The organism is Citrobacter portucalensis (genome assembly GCF_023374935.1).
Taxonomy (GTDB): Bacteria; Pseudomonadota; Gammaproteobacteria; order Enterobacterales; family Enterobacteriaceae; genus Citrobacter; species Citrobacter portucalensis.
In genome coordinates this window covers 3367324-3392226 of the sequence record NZ_CP092466.1, presented here as the reverse complement: position 1 = coordinate 3392226, position 24903 = coordinate 3367324, and the positions used below count along the sequence as shown (strand labels likewise).

The 24903-nt window shown below is 52.3% G+C and carries 20 protein-coding genes; 12 read left to right on the top strand and 8 right to left on the bottom strand.

Features of this window, described 5'->3' with window-relative positions; genetic code table 11:
- Positions 1 to 60 precede the first annotated feature (60 nt).
- Positions 61 to 1653 carry an ABC-F family ATPase gene (locus LY264_RS16545; protein ID WP_048226001.1) on the top strand — a complete coding sequence of 531 codons (1593 nt, stop codon included), beginning with the start codon at positions 61 to 63 and terminating at the stop codon, positions 1651 to 1653.
- Between the two features lie 78 nt (positions 1654 to 1731).
- On the opposite strand, the gene LY264_RS16540 is transcribed toward LY264_RS16545, so the two are convergent.
- The 4 genes from LY264_RS16540 to LY264_RS16525 all read right to left on the bottom strand — a co-directional run bounded on the left by LY264_RS16540 (position 1732) and on the right by LY264_RS16525 (position 7524).
- Complete coding sequence (locus LY264_RS16540) at positions 1732 to 2994, bottom strand: DUF1479 domain-containing protein (RefSeq protein WP_048225998.1); 1263 nt, start codon at positions 2992 to 2994, stop codon at positions 1732 to 1734.
- Positions 2995 to 3146: 152 nt separating this feature from the next.
- Positions 3147 to 3962: a Cof-type HAD-IIB family hydrolase gene (locus LY264_RS16535; protein ID WP_032942782.1), complete on the bottom strand. Its 816-nt coding sequence runs from the start codon at positions 3960 to 3962 to the stop codon at positions 3147 to 3149.
- 224 nt (positions 3963 to 4186) lie between these two features.
- On the bottom strand, positions 4187 to 6619 hold the full coding sequence (locus LY264_RS16530; protein WP_048225997.1) for a glycyl radical protein: 2433 nt from the start codon (positions 6617 to 6619) through the stop codon (positions 4187 to 4189).
- A gap of 5 nt (positions 6620 to 6624) precedes the next feature.
- Complete coding sequence (locus LY264_RS16525) at positions 6625 to 7524, bottom strand: glycyl-radical enzyme activating protein (RefSeq protein ID WP_048225995.1); 900 nt, start codon at positions 7522 to 7524, stop codon at positions 6625 to 6627.
- A 132-nt stretch (positions 7525 to 7656) separates the two neighbouring features.
- On the opposite strand from LY264_RS16525, the gene fsa reads away from it, so the two are divergent.
- Entirely contained in the window at positions 7657 to 8319 is a 663-nt protein-coding gene (gene fsa / locus LY264_RS16520) for a fructose-6-phosphate aldolase (protein WP_048225993.1), read from the top strand.
- A gap of 86 nt (positions 8320 to 8405) precedes the next feature.
- Here the strand turns inward: fsa and moeB are convergent, their stop codons facing one another.
- Positions 8406 to 9155, bottom strand: a complete 750-nt coding sequence (gene moeB, locus LY264_RS16515) for a molybdopterin-synthase adenylyltransferase MoeB (protein ID WP_048225992.1) — start codon at positions 9153 to 9155, stop codon at positions 8406 to 8408.
- Positions 9155 to 10390 (bottom strand): molybdopterin molybdotransferase MoeA, encoded by a 1236-nt coding sequence (gene moeA, locus LY264_RS16510; RefSeq protein WP_048214602.1) that lies wholly within the window; start codon positions 10388 to 10390, stop codon positions 9155 to 9157. The genes moeB and moeA overlap by 1 nt, the downstream gene beginning before the upstream one ends.
- A 174-nt stretch (positions 10391 to 10564) precedes the next feature.
- On the opposite strand from moeA, the gene LY264_RS16505 reads away from it, so the two are divergent.
- From LY264_RS16505 to gsiD, 6 genes are all read left to right on the top strand, one after another.
- Positions 10565 to 11353 carry an aminoglycoside adenylyltransferase family protein gene (locus tag LY264_RS16505; protein ID WP_048225990.1) on the top strand — a complete coding sequence of 263 codons (789 nt, stop codon included), beginning with the start codon at positions 10565 to 10567 and terminating at the stop codon, positions 11351 to 11353.
- A 191-nt stretch (positions 11354 to 11544) separates the two neighbouring features.
- A complete protein-coding gene (gene iaaA / locus LY264_RS16500; RefSeq protein ID WP_048225988.1) occupies positions 11545 to 12510 on the top strand; it encodes a beta-aspartyl-peptidase in 966 nt (321 codons plus the stop codon).
- Entirely contained in the window at positions 12497 to 14368 is a 1872-nt protein-coding gene (gsiA, locus tag LY264_RS16495; protein ID WP_048225986.1) for a glutathione ABC transporter ATP-binding protein GsiA, read from the top strand. Before iaaA ends, gsiA begins: the two co-directional genes overlap by 14 nt.
- Positions 14369 to 14396: 28 nt before the next feature.
- Positions 14397 to 15935, top strand: a complete 1539-nt coding sequence (gene gsiB / locus LY264_RS16490) for a glutathione ABC transporter substrate-binding protein GsiB (protein WP_071692213.1) — start codon at positions 14397 to 14399, stop codon at positions 15933 to 15935.
- A gap of 46 nt (positions 15936 to 15981) precedes the next feature.
- Positions 15982 to 16902, top strand: a complete 921-nt coding sequence (gsiC, locus tag LY264_RS16485; protein WP_048225982.1) for a glutathione ABC transporter permease GsiC — start codon at positions 15982 to 15984, stop codon at positions 16900 to 16902.
- Between the two features lie 2 nt (positions 16903 to 16904).
- A complete protein-coding gene (gene gsiD / locus LY264_RS16480) occupies positions 16905 to 17816 on the top strand; it encodes a glutathione ABC transporter permease GsiD (RefSeq protein ID WP_032942798.1) in 912 nt (303 codons plus the stop codon).
- 92 nt (positions 17817 to 17908) lie between these two features.
- On the opposite strand, the gene rimO is transcribed toward gsiD, so the two are convergent.
- Positions 17909 to 19216, bottom strand: coding sequence for a 30S ribosomal protein S12 methylthiotransferase RimO (gene rimO / locus LY264_RS16475; protein ID WP_003831616.1), 1308 nt, complete (start codon positions 19214 to 19216; stop codon positions 17909 to 17911).
- Positions 19217 to 19447: 231 nt separating this feature from the next.
- Between rimO and LY264_RS16470 the strand changes: the two genes are divergently transcribed.
- Both LY264_RS16470 and glgP read left to right on the top strand, forming a co-directional pair.
- Positions 19448 to 19633: a glycine cleavage system protein T gene (locus tag LY264_RS16470; RefSeq protein WP_223240755.1), complete on the top strand. Its 186-nt coding sequence runs from the start codon at positions 19448 to 19450 to the stop codon at positions 19631 to 19633.
- A 52-nt stretch (positions 19634 to 19685) separates the two neighbouring features.
- Positions 19686 to 22136 (top strand): glycogen phosphorylase, encoded by a 2451-nt coding sequence (glgP, locus tag LY264_RS16465; RefSeq protein ID WP_048225980.1) that lies wholly within the window; start codon positions 19686 to 19688, stop codon positions 22134 to 22136.
- Positions 22137 to 22168: 32 nt separating this feature from the next.
- On the opposite strand, the gene LY264_RS16460 is transcribed toward glgP, so the two are convergent.
- Positions 22169 to 23095 carry a LysR family transcriptional regulator gene (locus LY264_RS16460; RefSeq protein ID WP_048214596.1) on the bottom strand — a complete coding sequence of 309 codons (927 nt, stop codon included), beginning with the start codon at positions 23093 to 23095 and terminating at the stop codon, positions 22169 to 22171.
- Positions 23096 to 23315: 220 nt separating this feature from the next.
- On the opposite strand from LY264_RS16460, the gene bssR reads away from it, so the two are divergent.
- Both bssR and LY264_RS16450 read left to right on the top strand, forming a co-directional pair.
- Positions 23316 to 23699: a biofilm formation regulator BssR gene (bssR, locus tag LY264_RS16455; RefSeq protein WP_048225978.1), complete on the top strand. Its 384-nt coding sequence runs from the start codon at positions 23316 to 23318 to the stop codon at positions 23697 to 23699.
- Positions 23700 to 23801: 102 nt separating this feature from the next.
- Entirely contained in the window at positions 23802 to 24899 is a 1098-nt protein-coding gene (locus LY264_RS16450; RefSeq protein ID WP_048225976.1) for a PQQ-dependent sugar dehydrogenase, read from the top strand.
- Positions 24900 to 24903 lie beyond the last annotated feature (4 nt).

Genomic DNA, 24903 nt, shown 5'->3' with positions numbered 1-24903 from the left:
GCAGACTTATGGCATAATAAGCGGTTTGTCACATATTTCTTTCTCTTTCAGGATACGCCAGTGTTAGTTTCCAGCAACGTCACCATGCAGTTCGGCAGTAAGCCGCTGTTTGAAAATATTTCCGTCAAATTTGGCGGCGGCAACCGTTACGGCCTGATTGGCGCGAACGGTAGCGGTAAATCCACTTTTATGAAAATTCTCGGCGGCGATCTCGAACCGACGCTGGGCAACGTTTCCCTCGATCCTAACGAGCGCATTGGTAAGCTGCGCCAGGATCAGTTCGCCTTTGAAGAGTTCACCGTGCTTGACACCGTGATCATGGGTCACGCTGAACTGTGGGAAGTGAAGCAGGAGCGCGATCGCATTTACGCTCTGGCCGAGATGAGCGAAGAAGACGGCTATAAAGTTGCTGACCTCGAAGTTCAGTATGGCGAAATGGACGGCTACTCTGCGGAAGCGCGTGCGGGTGAACTGCTGCTGGGCGTAGGTATTCCGGTAGAACAGCATTACGGCCCGATGAGCGAAGTCGCACCCGGCTGGAAGCTGCGTGTGCTTCTGGCGCAGGCGCTGTTCTCTAACCCGGACATTCTCCTGCTCGACGAACCAACGAACAACCTGGATATCGACACCATCCGTTGGCTGGAGCAGACGCTGAACGAGCGTGACAGCACCATGATCATCATTTCACACGACCGTCACTTCCTGAACATGGTCTGTACGCACATGGCGGATCTGGACTACGGCGAACTGCGTGTTTATCCGGGTAACTACGACGAATACATGACGGCGGCAACCCAGGCGCGTGAACGTCTGCTGGCCGATAACGCCAAGAAGAAAGCACAGATTGCCGATCTGCAATCCTTCGTCAGCCGCTTTAGCGCCAACGCGTCTAAATCTCGACAGGCGACTTCTCGTGCGCGTCAGATTGATAAGATTAAGCTCGACGAAGTGAAAGCGTCCAGCCGTCAGAACCCGTTCATCCGCTTCGAACAGGATAAGAAACTGTTCCGTAACGCGCTGGAAGTGGAAGCGCTGGTGAAAGGTTTTGATGAAGGCCCGCTGTTTAAAAACTTCAACCTGCTGCTGGAAGTAGGGGAGAAGGTTGCCATCATTGGTGCCAACGGCGTGGGTAAATCCACTATGCTGAAAACGTTGGTTGGCGACTTACAGCCGGACAACGGTACCGTTAAGTGGTCTGAAAACGCCCAGGTCGGTTACTACGCGCAGGATCATGAATACGAGTTCGAAAACGATCTGACCGTTTTCGAATGGATGAGTCAGTGGAAGCAGGAAGGCGATGATGAGCAGGTAGTACGTAGCTTCCTTGGTCGTCTGCTGTTCAGCCAGGACGATATCAAGAAACCTGCAAAAGTCCTCTCCGGTGGTGAAAAAGGACGCATGCTGTTCGGTAAGCTGATGATGCAGAAACCGAATATCCTGGTTATGGATGAACCGACCAACCACCTGGATATGGAATCTATCGAGTCGCTGAACATGGCGCTGGAAATGTACCAGGGCACGCTGATCTTCGTTTCTCATGACCGTGAGTTCGTCAGCTCGCTGGCAACCCGCGTGATTGAAATTACGCCGGAACGCGTAATCGACTTCACCGGTAACTACGAAGATTACCTGCGTAGTAAAGGCGTCGAATAAGTCTCCCGTCGTTCTCGTGTTACAGGTGTGATGGTTGCACCTGTAACACGAGATACTTAGGGATAAGGGGATATAAAATTAAACAATCCCCAGCGCGCGTTTACCGTGGATATTCAAATCCTCCAGCGTGAAGCGTCCTTCCCAGTTAGTTTCATAATCCTCCCGTGGAAAATCACCCGGTGATGCACCTTTTTCCAGCGCGGCCTTCACTTTGTGGGCGTAGGCCAGATTCTTTTCGCACATCGGTGCGGCAGGAATGTACATCACGTTACCCCAACCCTGCTGATTTTCCACCGGTGCGACGGAGTGAATCACATCACAATGCCACCAGACGGAGTCTCCGGCGTCCAGTTGTGGAATGCTGGTTAACGCTTCAATCAGCAGAGGATGCCATTGCGTGGAAATCGGCAGCACCCGGCCGGGCGCGACGCCGCAAAGTTCATCTTCCGGCACATCGTCAAGCAATGGGCGTAACAGCACATACGCCATCGCTTCAGGGATCGGGACCACATGCAACAATCCCTGACCTGGCAGCATATCGGACAGTGCAGTCCAGCCCTGGAAGGTACGGAATACCGAACATTTGGTGGTGTTATCCACCGTATACTCTTCTACCTCAGTGCGATGCGCCGCCTGCCACGGATCGTAATCTTCCAGCTTGCCATTGAAAACATGAGCAAAGACCTGCTGATATGCCGGAAGAAGCCAGCGTTCCAGCGCGCCGGAATCCGTATGCGCGCCCAGCCCTTTAGACGTGGTTCCCGGCGGTCGACGGCGAATGCGGTCAGGGTAAATAACGCTGATATCCGGGTTAAACCATTGTTTACCTTCGCTTGTAAAGGTCCACAAACGATTGAGGAACGACTGTGCATTGGCCATTTCTTCACTCTGGCGGGCCTGCATCTGCGCCTGGGACCAGTAGATGGGGTAGATTTCAGGCCGTGATGCGCTCAGAGTACCGAAGAAATTATCGCCGGGTCCTTGATAGACGTCGTCAAAGTGGTTGCGGTCCAGATAGTCCAGCATTGAGCTGTCCCATCCGAGAGCCTGTTCGCGAGGGAAATGACCTTTAATGACTGCGCATCCGCGACGCTTAATTTCTTCACGCTGCTCTGCACTTACGTGGCCTGCTTTGATATCTGCATAAGATATCACTGGCCACACTGGGGCACCTTGCGCTTTGAGGGCGTTGATTTCCGCCACGCGGGTGGCGATAGCATCGCTCAACTGATTGAAGATTAACTGAACATCCCCAAGCTGTGCCCGCAGTTGCTGTTTCATCTGCCGGATTGCCGCTTTGTGATCGGCAGGCAGCGTGTCGCTGGTAAAAGTAAAAGCCATATCCACCTCGCATTAACTTTCATTCGAAACTTAACTAACTTACAGATGATAATATAAGTTAAAATTTAGTTAACGCAAGTTTAAAACTTGATGGAGTGAGCAAAATAGAAAAAGAGTGAAAACCGGGATGAGGGATACCCCGGTTGGCAGGATTAGACGTTAAAAGGGGAGGTGTTATCCAGCACAGCCTGAATTACGTTCAGCGCGCCCTGATGGTTATTGTCGTCGGTCTGATAGCGAGCAATCGCTTTGATATTCTCTGCCGCGTTGGCCATGGCGAAAGAGTAGTGCGCCATTTTCAGCATTTCCGCGTCGTTTCCGCTATCGCCAATGGCGACTACGTTTTGCGGTGACAGGTTCCAGCGTTTAAGCAGGCGGCTGATCCCGTTGGCTTTATGTAGGCCCGGAATGATCAGATCGATAAACCCGAAGCCGCTGGTGACGGGCTTCATAATGCCGTCCAGCGCAGCATGCAGGTGATCGATAACCAATGGGATTTGTTGGTCCGGTAAATTTAGCGAGAACTTGAACAGCACATCATCGATATCCTGATAATCCTTTACGGGTTTCAGGCGATGGTAGTGTTTTGACATCAATGCGACAAAGGACTCCGGCGCATTTTCGCTAACGTAAGCGCTTTGCAGCCCACAAGCCACAAAGTTGAGCTGCTTATCTTTTAGCAGTTCACCAATGACAATACGGGATTCGTGGCGGGTAAGCTCGCCGTGAAACAGCTGTTTGCCATGTTCAAAGACCAAAGCCCCGTTCTCAGCGACAAAAGAAATTTCCTCTTTGAGCTCCGGGAAAAAGGAGATCAGCTGGTAATACTGGTTACCGCTGGCCACGACAAATTCGATATTTCGTTTTTTCAGTTCCAGATACTGCGCCATAAAACGTGCACGATCGTATTTCTTGGCGTCGTCGAGAAAAGTTCCGTCCATATCGGTGACGATAACTTTGATGGTCATAAAGATAGGCTCCTGGCGATTACTGCAACCAGAAACATTCTAATAACAATGTGACCTGTAGCACAAATTTAATTTCGAATGAAAGTAAAAAGCCGGATGGTAGCTTTGCCTTACCCGGCTACGGGAAGAATCGTTGTAGGCCGGATAAGCGTCAGCGCATCCGGCAATGGGGAGGGTAGCGTGCCGGATGGCGGTGTGGAATCTCATCCGGCCGACAATATTGTTTACAGCATATGTTCAGTACGCGCGATGATGTCGTCTTGCGCATCCGGAGAAAGCGCAGTGAAAAAGGCGGAATAACCTGCTACACGGACCACCAGGTCACGATATTGATCCGGGTGTTTTTTGGCTTTCAGCAGCGTTTCACGGGAGACAATGTTGTACTGAATATGCCAGCCTTTGTGCTCTTCGAAGAAGGTACGCAGCAGGATCATCAGCTTTTGCTTATCGGATTCATTTTCCAGCGTGGCCGGGTTGAGCTTCTGATTTAACAGCACGCCGCCGAGAATCGAACCGGTCGGCAGTTTACCCACCGAACCAATTACCGCCGTTGGGCCGAGATGGTCCGTACCGGAGGCCGGGCTTGCGCCTTCTGCCAGCGGAGTGTGTGCTTTACGGCCATCCGGCGTTGCCATCGTTGCTGCGCCAAACGGCACGTTTGCCGAAATAGATGAGGTCCCGGCGTAGTAATTGCCGCCAACCGGGCCACGTCCGTAACGCGGATTATGATACTGTTTCAGTTCATCGATATAGGTCTGATAAGCGCGGGCCAGCAGCGTATCAACGCTATCGTCATCGTTGCCGTATTTCGGCGCGCCGTTGATCAGTCGTTGGCGTAACTGCTCATGGGTCAGACCGTCAAAATCATCGGCCAGCGCGGCGGCCAGCTGTTGTTGACCAATAGCGCCCTGTTCAAAGACCAGTTTCTTCACTGCTGCCAGGCTATTACCGAGGTTGGCAATACCCACCTGCAAACCCGATACCCAGTCATACTTCGCGCCGCCTTGCTTAATGCTTTTCGCCCGTTCAATGCAGTCGTCTACCAGCGCGGAACACAGAATATCGTGCACGTTCTCTTCCAGCATGGTGTCGACGACATACTCAATTTCTATGGATTTACGCGTGTAGTAGCGGATTTGCGTATCCCAGGCATCCATCACTTCGTCGAAATTGTTGAAGTTACCAGCCGAGAGCGCTTTTTCCTGTGGCAGAAAGACTTTGCCACTGGTGGCATCACGCCCACCTTCCAGTGCCGCCAGCATCACGCGGGCAAAGTTAATAAAGCTCATGCCGGTGCAACGGTAGCCCCATTTCCCGCCGACTGCGGTTTCGATACACCCAATGGCCGCATAGTCATAGGCATCCTGCGGTTCAATGCCCAACTTAATGAATTCCGGTATGACGATTTCATCGTTGTTAAAGGCTGGCATCCCGAAACCGCAGCGGATCACCTGCACGCAGGCATCAAGGAAGTCATTACTCATCCCCGCGTGATAACGCACGCTCAGGTTTGGCTGCGTAGAACGCAGACGGCCACAGGACTCCAGAATCGCGTAGGAGAGCGGGTTGACGGCATCCATCGGCTGGCCGTTGACCAGGTTTTGACCACCAATGGTCACGTTCTGATACAGCGGACTGCCCGCCGAGGCTTTCGAATGGGAGCCGGAACGGATTTTGTTCACTTCCAGCAGTTTCAGCCAGCAGCTGTGCAACAGTTCAATAGCGTGCTCACGATCAAGACTCTGGTTCAACTCGACGTCGCGACGATAGAACGGGTAGAGGTATTGATCCATACGACCAAACGACACCGAGTGACCGTTTGATTCAATTTGCAGGATCAGCTGGATGAAATAGCACAACTGCAATGCCTGCCAGAACGTTTTTGGCGGCTCATGGGCGATCACATCGCAGTTTTCCGCCATGGTCAGCAGTTCATCTCGACGGCTGGTGCGGGTTTCCGTGGACGCCATTTTACGCGCCAGCGCGGCAAAGCGCTCAATGTGAAGACTGACGGCTTCCAGCACGATATCAATCGCTTTCAGGAACTGATCGCCATGGAGGTCTTCCAGACATGTCAGATTGATGCGGGAGCGACGTTCATCGACTTTGTGACGCAGGCCGTCGAGACCTTTTTCCAGCAGCAGCGGGAAGTTTACCGCCAGGTGTGCGTCGCCGGAGGTCATGTTACCTTCGGCTTTGATAATGCCGGTTTCCAGCAGCCCTTTCTGCTCATCAGTGAACATCCCGTAGCAGCGATCCTGCACGGTCTGACCACGCCACCATGGGCACACCTCATGCAATACACGTTTGTTCTCTTCGCTTACCGCAAAGCCTGCGCCCGGTCTGTCGGCGAGGTCGTCGATCTCTTTTTCAATCCACGAGACGGTGTATTCCGGGAAAATAGGCGCGGCACGCACTTCGCTTGCCTGGTTACCAATGATCAGTTCGTCATGTTTGATCCAGATGGTGCGTTCCGCCAGATGATGAGCTAGTGCCAGTGCACGACGTACCGGGATAGGCTTATCCAGGTGTTGCTGATACATCTCGGTATAGTGCTGGGCGCGCTCGGTACAAACCGGTGGTTTCACGATGTGGATCAGGGCCGTTTTATGCGCTTTGATACGGTCGCTGAGTGTGTCCAGTTTCAGAGTGGTCATGGCGATTATCCTCGTAGGGTCGCGGTTAAACCTTTAAGGCTGGCGTACTGCTGGGCAAATTCGAGCAGTGCTGGCGCATCAAGCGGTTTATCCGGTGCGTTGTAGGGTTGACTGAGTAAGTGGTATTTGTTGATGCCAAGGGTGTGGTAGGGCAAAAAATGGATCTCACCGACGTGAAGCTCATCGGCGGCAAAATCGGTAATGGCCTGAATAGCGGCTTCGTCTGCGTTGAATCCCTGAATCAGCGGTACGCGGATAATCATTTTTTTACCGGCGGCAGCCAGTTTTTTTAGATTTTCCAGTACGCGAGAGGCACTGCCATCGGTCCATTGTTTAAACGGCGCATCCGCCACGTGTTTTAGATCGGCCAGAAACAGATCGACGTCAGGTAATGATGGTTCAATATACTTCCACGGGACATGCAGACAGGTTTCGACCGCGGTATGAATGCCTGCGTCGTGGCTGGCTTTGAATAATTCTGCCGCCAGTTCTGGCTGCATAAACGGTTCACCGCCGGACAGGGTGAGGCCTCCGCCACTGCGGTCGTAAAACGGTTTATCTCGCAATACGGTCGCCATGATATCGTCCACGCTTTTTACCTCTCCGCAGACGGTTAACGCCTGAGTCGGACAGCAGTCGGTCAGTACGGTGAGAGCGTCATCGGTCAGTTTTTCGCGATGAATAAGTAATCCGCCCAGCGTCCGTTCAATCACCGCGGGTGCAGCCTGAGCACAGAGATCGCAACCGTCGAGGCACAAACGCGCGTCATAAAGCAGGTCCTGCGTACGGGCGCGGCTTTCCGGATTCTGGCACCACCGACAGCCCAGGGAGCATCCCTTAAGGAACACCACGGTACGAATACCGGGACCATCATGCGTGGAGTAGCGCTGGATATTGAAAATCATAAGCGACCTCTCTTCTTTCGTATAAAGATTAAATTACTTTCGAATGAAAGTTATATTGACGTGCGTCAACTAACCGTGAGGTTTCGCCGTGCTACCTTTTATTCATGCTAATTATTCGTTTGAGGAAAGGTTATGGAACTCTATTTAGATACGTCGGATGTTGCCGCTGTCAAAGCTCTGGCGCGTATTTTTCCGTTGGCCGGGGTGACCACTAACCCGAGCATTGTGGCGGCAGGGAACCAGACGCTGGAAGTACTACTGCCGCAACTGCAGGAAGCGATGGGGGGACAAGGCCGTCTGTTTGCTCAGGTGATGGCGACGACCGCCGAAGGTATGGTCAGCGATGCGCGTAAACTGCGGACAATCATTGCGGATATCGTGGTTAAAGTACCAGTGACGGCAGAAGGTCTGGCGGCGATTAAGCTTCTAAAAGAAGAAGGGATCCCGACGCTGGGTACCGCGGTATACGGTGCTGCTCAAGGGTTATTGGCTGCTCTGGCGGGTGCGGAATACGTTGCGCCTTACGTTAACCGCGTGGATGCGCAAGGAGGGGATGGCATTCAGACGGTGACCGACCTGCAGACGTTACTGAAAATGCATGCCCCGCACGCCAAAGTACTGGCGGCCAGTTTTAAAACACCGCGTCAGGCGCTGGATTGTCTGCTGGCGGGCTGCGAGTCCATCACGCTACCGCTGGACGTTGCTCAGCAGATGATTAGCTCTCCGGCGGTTGATGCTGCCGTCGCGAAGTTTGAGCACGACTGGCAGAGCGCATTCGGTCGCACGTCGATCTGATGCTGTTGCCGGGTGGTGCTAACGCTTACCCGGCCAACGTTCGAGCTGTTGTAGGTCGGGGAAGGCGAAGCCGTCACCCGACTTTTTTACCGACTACAAACCTCACATCCCGGGTTGCGCATCAGCTTCATTTCGCGAAACTGGCAGGTCATGGCATCGTACATGACGATTTTTCCGGATGCCGGTTTACCGTAGTTTGCCAGTAGCTTAATGGCTTCCATCGCCTGTAACGATCCGATCACGCCGATCAGCGGGGCCATCACTCCGGCTTCTACGCAGGTCAGGGCATTTTCACCGAACAGACGACTCAGGCAACGGTAGCAGGGCTCACCGTCCTGGTATGTAAATACGGTAATTTGTCCTTCCATGCGAATAGCTGCACCGGAAACCAGCGGGACTCTGGCGGCAAAACATCCGGCATTCAGCTGATTGCGGATGCTGACGTTATCCGTACAGTCCAGCACCAAATCGTGTTCGGTAATAAGCGCGTGAATCTCGCTATCGTCAAGCAGCGCATTCACCGGCGTAATGGCGATATAAGGGTTAATCCGCGCTAGCGCGTCACGGGCGGATAGCACTTTGGGTTGCCCGACTGTTGCATCGCTGTGCAGCGTCTGGCGTTGGAGGTTTGACACGGAGACCGTGTCAAAGTCGAGCAGGGTTAAATGCCCGACGCCAGCGCCCGCAAGGTACTGGGTTGCTGCGCATCCCAGTCCCCCCAGACCAACGACCAGTACCCGCGCATCTTTGAGCGCTTCCTGACCTTCGAAATCGAAGCCGCGCAGAATGATTTGCCGGTTATAGCGCATCATCTCCTGATCGCTGAGTTCTGCCATTACAGGCCTCCAAACAATGCGTTAAACGGCTCTACCTCAACCCATTCTCCGGCCTCAACGTTACCGCGATCGCGCTCCAGCACGATAAAGCAGTTGCCCTGGCTAAAGGAGCTAAAAATATGCGAGCCCTGGTGTCCGGTGGTGGTGACTTCCAGTTCGCCTTCCGCGGTACGCTGCAATACACCACGTTGAAAATCCAGACGCCCTGGCGTTTTCTTCAGGCGTGAGGCGGTGCGCACGCGCTGGCGCGCAGGCAACCCACAGGCGGTGTTGCCGCTGAGTTTCGCCAGCATCGGTTGCACCAGCTGATAAAAGGTGAGGGCCGCAGAAACCGGATTACCCGGCAGGCCGCAAAACCAGCTGTTGCTCAGTTTACCAAACGCGAACGGTTTACCGGGTTTGATGGCCAGCTTCCAGAAGGCAATTTCTCCCAGCTCTTCCAGAATGGTTTTGGTGTAATCCGCTTCGCCTACCGAAACGCCGCCAGAGCTGATGACGACGTCGGCCTGGCTGTCGGCTTCGATAAATGCGGCTCGCAGCGCGTTGGGATCGTCGCGAATAATTCCTAAGTTGATCACTTCGCAGCCCAGCTGCTGCAGCATCAGGTGAACGGTCAGACGGTTTGTATCATAAATCTGCCCGTCGCCCAGCGGTTGACCCGGCAGTTGCAGCTCATCACCGGTGGAAAACAACGCCACGCGAACTTTGCGCACAACCGGTACTTCGGCAATGCCGAGCGAGGCCAGAACCGGAAGCTCAGCGGTTGTCAGACGAGTTCCGGTGGGGAATACCACCGCGCCGTTTGCGATATCTTCACCGCGCAGACGAATATTTTGTCCGCTGCGGACCTCGGCGGTAAAACGCACACCGTCGTCAGTTTGTTCCGTTTGCTCCTGCATGACCACTGCTTCACAACCGGCAGGCACCGGGGCACCGGTCATAATGCGGATGCAGGTTCCCGCAGGCCACTCGCCGTGGAATGGTTGACCAGCAAAGGCTTTGCCAGCCACCGCAAGAGGCTGGTCTGATTGTAAATCGGCTAATCGCACCGCATAGCCATCCATTGCCGAGTTATCGAATCCCGGCACATCGATCGGGGAGATGACGTCGGTGGCCAGAATGCGGCCAAAGCATTGAACCAGCGGCAGCGTTTCGACGGCGGTGAGTGGGGTAATACGCGAAAGCATCTGAGAGAGAGCCGTTTCAAGCGGCATCAGTCCGGCGGTAAATTCCATGAGAAGACTCCTGCGGGGCAAAATCGAATCCGCTCATTATGTCAGAAAATGGACGCGGACAGTATGCTACCTCAGGCTTAGGATCCGATCTGAGACAGGTTTTCTGCCAGAGAATAGCGCTACAGGAAAAATGCAGTATAGACTCATTATTTCTGCTTTTTTCCAGGAGGCTAAATGGCTGCGACTATCCCGAATTCAATTCGACAACAGGTGAATGCCGCCAGTGCACTGATTGCGCTGATTATCGAGGGCGACCTGGTTGCTGTTCATTTGTATGGCTCTGCTGTTGAAGGTGGCTTAAAGCCCCAAAGCGATATCGATTTACTGGTTACCATTAGGCAGCCACTGAATACCCGGCAAATAAAAGATCTGATGCAGGGGTTTCTGGAAATATCAGCACCGCCTGGCAGCGTTGATAACTATCGGGCGCTGGAAGTGACCATCGTGGTCTATTCACAACTTGTGCCGTGGCAATTCCCACCGTCAAGAGAAATGCAATTTGGCGAATGGTTGCGTGACGATATTCGCGCGGGAATTTTTGAACCGAGACAGGTGGATCCTGATCTTTCCATCCTGCTGACCCAGGCCCGGCGCGTCAGCGTAGCGTTGTTCGGTGAACCCGCTGAGACGTTATTCAACGTCATCCCTTTTAGCGATGTCTTGCAAACGTTTCGGCATATCCTTGATATGTGGCAGAAACCGGGCGATTTAGAGGGTGACGAGCGAAATATCATCCTTACTCTGGCGCGTATTTGGTACAGCGTAGTTACGGGCAATATTGTCGCTAAAGATGAAGCCGCCTCCTGGCTTATACCGCAATTACCCGATGAGTATGCTGATACGCTGCAAGCCGCACGTGCGGAATACCTGGGGTTAACCAAAAAGAACTGGGCTGCGTCTATGCCATCTGTTGAACGCTTTGTGTTTTATGCAAAAAAACAGATTGCCGATCGGCTTGAATAATATATTCAACGATGTTGGAAGATACTCTTTCTGTTTAACTCATCTAAATAACCTGATGGGATGGGGCGTGAGGTACGGGCCTTTACCTTTACATGACGTCTGCATCTTTCTATATTCAAAAATCGAATCAATAAGTCACAGAAATTCTGATATTTATAACCCCGGTACCTGCCACCTAATGGACGAAAAAAATGGGTAAAGCAGTCATTGCAATTCACGGCGGCGCAGGGGCTATCACCCGTTCGCAGCTGAGCCAGGAGCAAGAGTTGCGTTATATACAGGCGCTGTCGGATATCGTTGAAACCGGTCAGCGGATGCTTGAGGACGGTCGTAACGCACTGGATGTGGTGACCGAAGCCGTGCGCTTGCTGGAAGAGTGCCCGTTGTTTAATGCCGGAATTGGCGCGGTGTATACCCGTGATGAAACCCATGAACTGGATGCCTGCGTGATGGACGGTAACACGCTCAATGCGGGAGCCGTCGCCGGAGTCAGCCATTTACGCAATCCGATTCTCGCGGCGCGCCTGGTAATGGAACGCAGTCCACACGTCATGATGATAGGTGAAGGGGCTGAAAACTTTGCCATTGCGCAGGGTATGGAGCGCGTATCCGCGGATATTTTCTCGACGCCAGAACGCTACGCTCAACTATTAGCGGCGCGAACAGCGGGTGAAACGGTGCTGGACCATAGCGCGAGCCCGCTGGATGAAAACACCAAAATGGGTACCGTGGGTGCGGTCGCGTTAGATATGTTTGGCAATCTGGCGGCCGCAACATCGACCGGTGGGATGACCAACAAATTACCGGGGCGGGTGGGCGACAGTCCGTTGGTCGGCGCAGGCTGTTATGCCAATAATGCAAGTGTGGCAGTCTCCTGCACCGGAACCGGGGAAGTCTTTATTCGTGCGCTGGCGGCCTATGACATTGCGGCGTTGATGGACTATGGCGGCCTGAGTTTATCCGAAGCGTGTGAACGCGTAGTGATGGAAAAATTACCGGCGCTTGGCGGCAGTGGCGGTTTAATTGCTATCGATCATGAGGGCAACGTGGCCTTGCCGTTTAATAGCGAAGGCATGTACCGCGCCTGGGGATACGCAGGCGATACGCCAACCACCGGTATTTATCGGGAAAAAGGAGATAGCGTTGCCACACAGTGATGAGCTTGATGCCAGCGACGTGCTGGCAGTCAGCAATCTGAATATTGCCTTTGAACAGGAGCAGCAGCGTGTCAGCGCAGTGCGTAATCTGTCATTTCGCCTGAAGCGTGGCGAAACGCTGGCGATTGTTGGTGAGTCCGGTTCAGGAAAGTCGGTGACAGCCTTGTCGCTGATGCGTCTGATTGAACAAGCAGGCGGCGAGGTAAGCTGCGATGAAATGCTGCTGCGACGCCGCAATCGGCAGGTTATTGAGCTGGGTGAGCAGAGCGCGTCGCAGATGCGTCACGTACGCGGCGCGGATATCGCCATGATCTTCCAGGAGCCGATGACATCGCTCAATCCGGTATTCACCGTGGGTGAGCAGATTGCCGAGTCAATCCGTTTGCATCAGGGGGCCAGTCACGAAGAGGCGATGGTGGAAGCTAAACGGATGCTCGATCAGGTCCGTATCCCTGAGGCGAAGGCGATTTTATCGCGTTATCCACACCAGCTTTCCGGCGGTATGCGCCAGCGGGTGATGATCGCCATGGCACTGTCGTGTCGCCCTGCGGTTTTAATTGCCGATGAGCCGACGACCGCGCTGGATGTCACTATCCAGGCGCAGATCCTGCAACTGATAAAAGTGTTGCAGCAGGATATGTCGATGGGCGTGATTTTTATTACCCACGATATGGGCGTTGTGGCGGATATTGCTGACCGCGTGCTGGTGATGTATCAGGGTGAGGCGGTAGAAACCGGCAGCGTTGAGCAGATTTTTCATGCTCCCCAGCACCCCTATACCAAAGCGCTGTTGGCCGCTGTGCCGCAGCTTGGGGCGATGAACGGGCATGAGCTTCCGCGCCGTTTCCCGCTCATTTCATTGCACGATCCCAGTCATGTAGAACCGCAGACCGAGCAGGACACCGTGGTTGAAGGCGAGCCTATTCTGCGGGTACGTAATTTGGTGACGCGTTTTCCTCTGCGCAGCGGCATTCTAAATCGCGTGACTCGCGAGGTGCATGCAGTGGAAAACGTCAGCTTTGACCTGTGGCCTGGAGAAACGCTCTCACTGGTGGGGGAGTCGGGCTGCGGGAAATCCACCACCGGGCGGGCGCTGCTGCGCCTGGTTGAGTCTCAGCGTGGGGAAATCATTTTCAACGGACAGCGTATTGATACCCTTGCTGCCAGCAAGTTGCAGCCGCTGCGTCGGGATATTCAGTTTATCTTCCAGGATCCGTATGCCTCGCTCGATCCGCGCCAGACCGTGGGATATTCCATTCTGGAGCCGCTACGGGTACATGGGTTATTGCAGGGCGATGCGGGGTCAAAACGGGTTGCATGGTTGTTGGAACGTGTAGGCTTGCTGCCTGAGCATGCCTGGCGCTATCCGCACGAGTTTTCCGGCGGTCAGCGTCAGCGTATCTGCATTGCCCGGGCGCTGGCGCTCAATCCCAAGGTGATCATTGCCGATGAATCCGTTTCGGCGCTGGATGTCTCGATTCGCGGGCAAATTATCAACCTGTTGCTCGACCTGCAGCGTGAACTGGGGATCGCATACCTGTTTATTTCCCACGATATGGCGGTGGTGGAGCGGATCAGTCACCGTGTGGCGGTAATGTACCTTGGGCAGATTGTCGAGATCGGCTCCCGGCGCGCGGTGTTTGAAAATCCGCAGCACCCATACACCCGCAAACTGATGGCGGCGGTCCCGGTTGCCGATCCATCGCATCACCGGCCCCAGCGCGTGCTGTTGTCGGATGATATCCCCAGTAATATCCGCAAACGCGGCGAAGAGATTCCCCCCGTTTCACTACAGTTAGTTGGCCCGGGGCATTATGTCGCGCGTGGGCAACCAGAAAATGCGCTTTCGCGTTTATAACAGGCAGGCAGGGTTTAAGGAGAATAACATGACAAAAATTGTTGCTCGAAAATGGCTGGTTGCTGTGGGTGTGGCCTCTGCTCTGGCCGCAACACCTGGCTGGGCCGCCAAGGATGTGGTGGTGGCGGTAGGATCTAATTTCACCACGCTCGACCCCTACGACGCGAACGACACGCTGTCGCAGGCGGTAGCGAAGTCGTTTTATCAGGGGCTGTTTGGCCTTGATAAAGAGATGAAGCTGAAAAACGTGCTGGCGGAGAGCTATACGGTTTCTGATGATGGCCTGACTTACACCCTTAAGCTGCGTCAGGGCGTGAAGTTTCAGGATGGCACTGACTTCAACGCCGATGCGGTTAAAGCTAACCTCGACCGGGCCAGTAATCCGGAAAACCATCTGAAACGTTACAATCTGTATAAGAATATCGATAAAACCGAAGTCGTCGATCCGTCGACGGTGAAGATTACGCTGAAACAGCCGTTCTCTGCCTTTATCAATATTCTGGCGCATCCGGCAACGGCGATGATTTCTCCCGCCGCGCTGGAGAAATACGGTAAGGAGATAGGTTTCCACCCAGTGGGGACCGGGCCGTACCGGCTTGATACCTGGAATCAGACGGATTTTGTGAAGGTTAAGAAGTTCGCGGGCTACTGGCAGCAAGGGCTGCCAAAGCTGGATACGATTACATGGCGTCCAGTGACCGACAACAACACGCGTGCGGCCATGCTGCAGACCGGGGAAGCGCAGTTTGCTTTCCCGATCCCTTACGAGCAGGCGGCGTTACTGGCGAAGAACAAAAACCTGGAACTGGTGGCTAGTCCGTCTATCATGCAGCGTTATATCAGCATGAACGTCACGCAAAAACCATTCGACAACCCGAAGGTGCGTGAAGCGCTGAATTATGCCATCAACCGCCAGGCGCTGGTGAAAGTGGCTTTTGCCGGTTACGCGACGCCGGCATCCGGCGTTCTCCCCCCGTCGATAGCCTATGCGCAAAGCTATACGCCATGGCCATACGACCCGGCGAAAGCGCGGGAACTGCTGAAAGAAGCAGGTTATCCGAACGGTTTTACCACCACGTTATGGTCTTCGCATAACCACAGTACGGCGCAGAAAGTGCTGCAATTTACCCAGCAGCAGTTGGCGCAGGTGGGTATTAAGGCTCAGGTAACAGCGATGGATGCCGGACAACGCGCGGCGGAAGTTGAAGGAAAAGCGCAGAAAGAGAGCGGAGTACGGATGTTCTACACCGGCTGGTCTGCCTCTACGGGTGAAGCTGACTGGGCGTTGTCACCGCTGTTTGCATCACAAAACTGGCCGCCGACTCTGTTTAATACGGCGTTCTACAGCAACAAGCAGGTGGACAGTGATTTAGCGGCAGCGTTGCAAACCAACGATCCGACGCAGAAAGCGAAGCTGTACAAGGATGCGCAGGATACTATCTGGAAAGAGTCGCCGTGGATCCCGCTGGTAGTGGAAAAACTGATTTCGGCGCACAGCACCAGGTTGACCGGGTTCTGGATTATGCCGGATACCGGATTTAGCTTTGATGATGCGGATTTAAAATAAGCTATTCATTCGGCCCCGCAGCCCAGGGGCTGACGAAGGGAGTGTGATGCTTAACTATGTTTTCAAGCGCCTGCTGGGGTTGATTCCAACTCTGTTGATTGTTGCGGTGCTGGTGTTTTTATTTGTTCACCTGCTACCCGGCGATCCGGCCCGGCTGATTGCCGGACCGGAAGCTGACGCCGAGGTGATTGAACTGGTGCGCAAGCAACTGGGTCTGGACCAGCCGCTGCATGTTCAGTTCTGGCATTACATGACCAATGTATTGCAAGGCGATTTTGGGACCTCGATGGTTTCTCGTCGCCCGGTTTCAGAAGAGATAGCCAGTCGTTTTATGCCATCGCTATGGCTGACTATTGCCAGTATGGCGTGGGCGGTGTTATTTGGCATGACGGCAGGGATTATTGCCGCGGTATGGCGCAATCGCTGGCCGGACAGATTGAGTATGACGCTGGCGGTCACCGGGATCTCGTTCCCGGCATTTGCGCTTGGCATGCTGCTGATGCAGATATTCTCTGTTGAACTTGGTTGGTTGCCTACCGTGGGCGCAGACACCTGGCTGCACTACGTCCTCCCGTCTATTACGCTGGGTGCGGCGGTGGCTGCGGTGTTAGCTCGATTTACTCGCGCCTCGTTTGTTGATGTGCTCAGCGAAGATTATATGCGCACCGCGCGGGCTAAAGGGGTGAGTGAAACTTGGGTGGTGTTAAAACATGGTCTGCGTAATGCGATGATCCCGGTGGTCACCATGATGGGACTACAGTTTGGCTTTTTGCTTGGTGGATCAATCGTGGTTGAGAAGGTGTTCAATTGGCCCGGGCTTGGGCGGCTGTTGGTGGACTCCGTCGAAATGCGCGACTACCCGGTGATTCAGGCCGAGGTGCTGTTGTTTTCTCTGGAATTTATTCTTATTAACTTAGTGGTGGATGTGCTCTACGCTGCCATTAATCCGGCTATCAGGTACAAGTAAGGATGCGATTTTTTAACTGGCGCCGACAGGCGATTTTAAATGCGATGCCCCTTGTTAAGCCAGAGCAGATACGCACACCGTGGCATGAGTTCTGGCGTCGGTTCCGTCGACAGCACATGGCGATGGTCGCTGGGCTGTTTGTATTGCTCCTGATCGTGGTAGCGATTTTTGCCCGCTGGCTGACGCCATTTGATGCCGAGAATTACTTCGATTATGACCGTCTGAATGACGGGCCATCGATGCTGCACTGGTTTGGCGTTGACTCACTGGGACGGGATATCTTTAGCCGCGTGCTGGTTGGGGCGCAAATCTCGCTGGCGGCAGGGGTCTTTGCCGTATTTATTGGCGCGGCGATTGGTACGGTTCTGGGTCTGCTGGCGGGGTACTACGAAGGCTGGTGGGATCGACTGATCATGCGAATCTGCGATGTGCTGTTCGCCTTTCCGGGGATATTGCTGGCGATAGCCGTGGTCGCTGTGCTGGGCAGCGGTATTGCTAACGTGATCATTGCCGTGGCCATTTTCTCCATTCCAGCCTTCGCGCGCCTGGTGCGTGGGAATACGCTGGTGCTGAAGCAACAGACGTTTATTGAGTCTGCGCGTAGTATTGGTGCCAGCGATGCGACCATCATCTTCAACCATATTCTGCCTGGAACGGTCTCATCGATCGTGGTCTTTTTTACCATGCGAATTGGCACGTCGATCATCTCTGCCGCGAGCCTGTCATTTCTGGGATTAGGCGCACAGCCGCCGACGCCGGAGTGGGGGGCAATGCTTAATGAAGCGCGAGCTGATATGGTGATCGCACCGCACGTGGCGATTTTCCCGGCGGTAGCGATATTCCTGACGGTGCTGGCGTTTAACTTACTGGGAGATGGTCTGCGTGACGCGCTGGACCCGAAGATAAAAGGGTAAACCGTAGGCCTGATAAGACGCTTCAGCGTCGCCATCAGGCATTGCCGGATGCGGCATAAATGCCTTATCCGGCCTACGTTGGGTTACGCTAATTAAACGCGGGTGCCCCACAGATCGTATTCATCTGCGTTTTCGACCTTCACGCGGATGATATCGCCAGGTTTCACCTTGGTTTCACCATTCAGGTATACCGCGCCGTCGATTTCTGGAGCATCAGCCATGCTACGACCAATTGCGCCTTCTTCGTCAACTTCATCAACGATAACCAGAATCTCGCGGCCCACTTTCTCTTGCAAACGTTCAGCAGAGATCTGCTGCTGCAATTGCATAAAGCGGTTCCAGCGTTCTTCTTTCACCTCTTCCGGGATTTGATCCGGCAGGTCATTAGCGCCAGCGCCTTCTACCGGGCTGTATTTAAAGCAGCCCACGCGATCCAGACGCGCTTCCTTCAGGAAGTCGAGCAACATCTGGAAGTCTTCTTCCGTTTCACCCGGGAAACCAACAATGAAAGTGGATCGCAACGTCAGTTCAGGGCAGATTTCACGCCACTGCTTGATGCGCGCCAGCTGTCTGTCCACGGAGCCCGGGCGTTTCATCAGTTTAAGAATACGCGGGCTGGCATGCTGTAACGGGATGTCCAGATACGGCAGGATTTTGCCTTCCGCCATCAGCGGGATCACATCATCAACGTGCGGGTAAGGGTAGACGTAATGCAGACGCGTCCAGATCCCCAGTTTTGATAACTGTTCGCACAGATCAACCATGCTGGTTTTGACCGGCTCGCCGTTATGGAAACCGGTACGATGCTTCACATCTACACCGTACGCAGAGGTATCCTGAGAGATTACCAGAATCTCTTTCACGCCCGCATCGACCAGACGCTTGGCTTCGCTGAGGACGTCGCCAATCGGACGGCTCACCAGATCGCCGCGCATGGAGGGAATAATGCAGAACGTGCAGCGGTGGTTACAGCCCTCGGAAATCTTCAGATAGGCGTAATGGCGAGGAGTCAGCTTGACGCCCTGCTCAGGAACCAGACTCTGGAACGGGTTGTGTTTTGGTTTTGGCACATAGTGGTGAACGTGCTCCAGAACCTGTTCATAGCTATGCGGCCCGGTGATTTCCAGCACCTTCGGGTGGACTTCACGGATCTGATCGACTTTCGCGCCCAGACAGCCGGTGACGATCACCTTACCGTTCTCGTTCAGCGCTTCGCCAATTGCTTCCAGGGACTCCTGAACCGCACTGTCGATAAAGCCGCAGGTATTAACGATAACCATATCCGCGTCGTCGTAGCTTGGCACAACATCATAGCCTTCGGTACGAAGTTCGGTCAGGATGCGCTCAGAATCGACGAGGTTTTTCGGACAACCTAGTGATATAAAACCAATTTTTGCCATTTTCTTATACTGTACATTGCTCGTAATCGGGGGATTATACAGATGCCTTCACGGTACATCTATATCTGATCAGCATAAGACGGAGAGAATAAAGAGCGATACCTATAAAGAGTAGATCGGTCAGTGAAAGGTGTTTAGTGAGTCTAATTCCGGCTTTAAGTGCCGCTTCTTGGCTATAGACACTCATTATCGTAAATTTTATCTCGTCGAGCGTTACTAATGAGGTTAAATTTGAAAGATATTGTTTTGAAGTCGAAACTTGAAATGGCTAAAACTCTTTATGCTAATGGTGTGAGTTTATATTATATCTCGCTTGCCACAGGCTTAAGTTGGCGTGTATTAATGACAGAATTAACGTTTATCGCCAGTCATGAAAATATTCGACAAAAAGCTAACGCTCACGTACCCAAACTTTAAATAATTCACCTGTCTATTACCATCCTACAAAATTTGAAAGGTAACGTATAATATGTATATTTCGCCACTTCCGGTCGTCACGGACTCTGATGTTGATAAACTTAGAGATGATATTGCTAATAAACTTTTATTCATAATTGGCAAAGATCCCGCAATCGCCACGAAACGGGAGTGGCTTAATGCGACATTATATGCGGTACGCGATCGGATGGTCGAGCGCTGGCACCGTTCTAATCGGGCGCAATTCTCTCAGGATGCGCGCCAGGTATATTATCTGTCGATGGAATTTTTAATTGGTCGTACGCTATCCAATGCATTGCTCTCTTTAGGTATTTATGACGAAGTCAGAAGCGCGCTGGAGGCAATGGGGCTTGAACTGGAAGAACTGATTGATGAAGAAAACGATCCCGGGTTAGGTAATGGTGGTCTCGGTCGTCTGGCGGCCTGCTTCCTTGATTCACTGGCGACGCTTGGGTTGCCGGGATGTGGATACGGTATTCGTTATAACTACGGTATGTTCAAACAAAATATCGTTAACGGTGTACAAAAAGAGTCGCTCGATTATTGGCTGGAATACGGTAATCCCTGGGAGTTTAAACGTCATAATACGCATTATAAAATACGTTTTGGCGGGCGTGTTCAACAGGAGGGGAATAAAACCCGCTGGCTTGAAACCGAGGATATTCTGGCCGTGGCGCATGATCAAATTATTCCAGGTTATGCGACGGACACGACTAATACGTTGCGCTTGTGGAACGTGCAGGTGAATAGCGAAGTTAATGCGGGCAAACTGAATCAGCAGGACGACTTTGCTACTGAAGTGGAAAACAAATACCACTTCGATCGTATCTCGCGGGTTTTGTACCCGGATGATTCCACCGATGCGGGGCGTGAATTGCGTTTACGCCAGGCCTATTTCCTGGCCTCGGCGACGATTCAGGATATTCTGAGTCGTCATTATCAGTTGCACAAAACTTACGACAATCTGGCCGATAAAATTGCGATTCACCTTAATGATACGCATCCGGTACTGGCGATCCCTGAGTTGATGCGTTTATTGATTGATCATCATCAGTTTAGTTGGGATAACGCGTTTGACGTGACTTGTCAGATTTTTTCTTATACCAACCATACGTTGATGAGTGAGGCGCTGGAGACCTGGCCAGTAGAAATGCTAAGTCGAATTTTGCCGCGCCATTTGCAGATTATTTTTGAGATTAACGATCGTTTTCTGAAGACCTTACAGGAACGTTATCGTAATGACAGCGATCTGCTAAAACGTGTGTCGTTAATTGATGAGTCCAATGGTCGTGTGGTGCGTATGGCCTGGCTGGCGGTAGTTGTCAGTCATAAGGTAAACGGCGTGTCGGCATTGCATTCAAAACTGATGACCGAATCACTGTTTGCAGATTTTGCGAATATTTTTCCCCTGCGTTTCACCAACGTAACCAATGGTGTGACTGCGCGTCGTTGGCTGGCGCTGGCGAATCCACCGCTTGCCAAAGTGCTGGACGAAAATATCGGTGACAGCTGGCGGACTAAATTAATGCAGTTGGGCGAGCTGAAGCAGTTTATAGATTATCCGTCGGTGAATGAGGCTGTGCATCGTGCGAAACGTAAAAATAAGCAGCGACTGGCGCACCATATTGCCACCCACTATGGCGTGGTGGTGAATCCTGATGCGCTGTTTGATGTGCAGGTGAAACGCATCCACGAGTACAAGCGGCAACTTATGAATGTGCTCCACGTTATTACACGCTATAACCGAATTAAAGCCGCGCCGGATGCCAACTGGGTACCGCGAGTGAATATCTTTGCCGGAAAAGCAGCCTCCTCTTATCACATGGCAAAACAAATTATTCGCTTGATTAACGATGTGGCGCAGTTAGTCAATAACGATCCGCAGATTGGCGGCAAACTGAAAGTAGTGTTTATCCCGGATTACAGCGTCAGTCTCGCTCAGCTAATTATTCCGGCAGCCGATCTGTCAGAGCAAATTTCCCTGGCCGGGACGGAAGCCTCCGGGACCAGCAATATGAAATTCGGTATGAATGGTGCGCTCACTATCGGTACGCTCGACGGTGCGAATATCGAAATGCGCGAATACGTTGGGGAAGATAACATCTTTATCTTTGGCAATACGGCGAATCAGGTTGAAACTCTGCGACGTGATGGCTATGACCCGAGGCACCTCTTTGAAAAGGATGAGGAACTTCATCAGGTGCTGACGCAAATCGGTACGGGGATGTTTAGTCCGCAGGAGCCAGGGCGTTATAGGGAGGTGTTGGATTCATTGATTAACTTCGGCGACTACTATCAGGTGTTGGCAGATTACCGCAGCTATGTAGATTGTCAGGATGCGGTGGACGAGTTGTATCGTACTCCCCGGGAGTGGACGACAAAAACCATGCATAATATTGCTAACATGGGGTATTTCTCGTCGGACAGAACGGTTCAGGAATATGCCGACCATATCTGGCGCATAGCAAAAATTCGCGTGTAGCCAGTATTTCTAACGCTCAGCCTCTCTGGTTTTCATAACAGGGAGGCTGTTTGCAAATCAGCCAGAATAGGTGAGAGGATTTTGTGGGTATTACTTTCTTTGCGCGATGAGGCAAACACGCTAAATTGTGGCAAGGGAAACGGAGTGTTTATTTTTTTTAGTCCATACAGGTGAGCGTGTGTTTCAAATACCTTTTCCGGGATTACCCCTAAACAATGTGTATTGGACACAATCGTCAGAATCGCCGTAAACGATGAGGTAAGCAGGCAGCGTTCTCCGGTTCTAAATTTTTTATCTACAATACTGCGATGATAAATGATTTTCTCATTCTTAGTATTGTAACCGACCAGGTTAGCGTTTCTGAATTGCGCTTCACTGATGGTGTTACCATATAAAGAATTATTCTGCGAGGCCGCCAGCACCAGGCGCATATCGCATATTTTCTGGCATGAAAGACTTGCTGACTCTACAGAAAAGGTAGAAAAAACGGCATCTGCCTGACGCATATTCAGCAGTTCAATAATACTCTGTTCATTCAGGTCGGCGGTAAGGTGCAGGAGGCTGATATCGGCGTCAGTCTCGATTATTCTGGCGGTGACATCTGGAATAACGATAGGGGAAATAAAAGATTCCGTATAAAGCGTTAACCTTTTTTTGGTGGCAGGCGTGGAAAGCGGCATCAGCGTTGACAGCTTATCGATAATTGGGATTGTATTATCATACAGTTCATCAGAATAGACCGTCGGTAACAGTGCATTCCCGCTACGGACAAACAGATTATCCCCCATCATTTCGCGCAGTTTTCTTAATGACTGGCTGACGGCGGAAGGTGAGATGTTCAGCATGTCAGCGACTCTGGAAATGCTACCCACGCTATAGATCAAACAGAAAATGGTCAGCAGATTGAGATCTATTTTTGATAGTGTGCGTATCTTTTCTGCATCATTTGCTTTCGACATAGACCCCTCATCATCAACACCATGGCAGTAACCACATCAGGTATAGCAAAAAAAGTCAGGCGAGTCAGACACTGGGCGCTTTCTATAAGCGTACCGGATGAAGTTGTAACATTGTAAATTATGTTAATCAATTGAGCTTTATTGATGTAGGACATCTATTTGTTCAAAAAACAACCATACTATTAAGTTGCACCATAGTTGGAAAGAGGAGGAACAAAGTATGGTTGTTGACAGACTGAGAACCGATCTTCTCAACAAATTGATAAACGCCCGTATCGAACTTGCCGCTTATCTGCAGTTGAGAAAAGCGAAAGGCTACATGTCAGTTAGCGAGAGCGATCGCCTGCGTGATGTTTTTTTTGCACTGAATCGCGAATTGCACGAGCAATCACAGCTTCACGGTATGCATCTTGATCAGGAAGAGTGGAATGCCCTTCATCGTGCTGAAGGGGCGTTAGCCGCCGCCGCTGTTTGTCTTATGAGTGGACATCACGATTGTCCAACGTTTATCGCCGTTAACGCAGAGAAACTGGAAAACTGCCTGACAACGCTGACGCTGAGCATCCAGTGTTTGCAATCTTACCCAACGCTGGAACACGTCTGAATCAGGGGGAGGGCGCTCCCCCTTTTCGTCAAGATTATGTAAATGTAGCGGGATAATTCCCCTTGCTGGCTACGCTTTATGCAGAGCCATTAAGGAGGTGTTATGCGTCGACTCTTTCTCTGTGCTATTCCACTTGCGCTATTTTCCACTTATGCCGCCGCGGTAAAAGTGGAAGTGCTGCAAACTAAACTCGATCACCCATGGTCACTGGCTTTTTTACCCGATAACCGCGGTATGCTCATTACGCTCAAAGGTGGACAGCTTCGACTCTGGCAGCCTGATAAAGGGCTTTCCGACCCGCTGACCGGCGTACCCAAAGTTTGGGCAAATGGTCAGGGAGGACTGCTTGATGTGGCGTTAGCACCGGATTTTGCACAATCTCGCCGGGTATGGCTAAGCTTCGCTGAAGCCGACCGCGAAGGCAATGCGGGCACTGCGGTAGGCTACGGGCGATTGAGTGACGATCTCAAACATCTGCAAGGATTTCAGACCGTTTTTCGCCAACAGCCAAAGCTTTCCACCGGAAACCATTTTGGTGGACGTCTGGTATTTGATGGTAACGGTTATCTGTTTATTGGCCTGGGGGAGAATAATCAACGCGCTACCGCCCAGGACCTGGATAAATTGCAGGGTAAATTAGTCCGACTGACCGACGAGGGAAAAATTCCGCCGGATAATCCGTTTGTGAACATGGCAGGAGCGCGGGCAGAGATTTGGTCGTATGGCATCCGCAACCCGCAGGGTATGGCGATGAATCCGTGGAGTGATGTGTTGTGGCTCAATGAGCATGGTCCACGCGGAGGCGATGAAATCAATATCCCCGAGAAAGGGAAAAACTACGGCTGGCCTATCGCGACCTGGGGTGTTAACTACAGTGGTTTGAAAATTCCCGAAGCAAAAGGTCAAATTGTTGCTGGCACGGAACAACCCATCTTTTACTGGGAAAAGTCGCCGGCGGTTAGTGGAATGGCTTTTTACAATAGCGATACCTTCCCGCAGTGGCGGCAGAAGTTGTTCATCGGCGCGTTGAAAGATAAAGAAGTGATCGTGCTGAGCATTAAAGGGAATACGGTCACTGAGGATGGTCGTCTGTTGCAGGAAAGGGGGCAGCGGATCCGTGATGTGCGCGTCGGACCAGACGGTTATTTGTACGTGTTAACCGACGAGTCCGACGGGGAATTACTGAAAGTGAGTCCCTGATTTG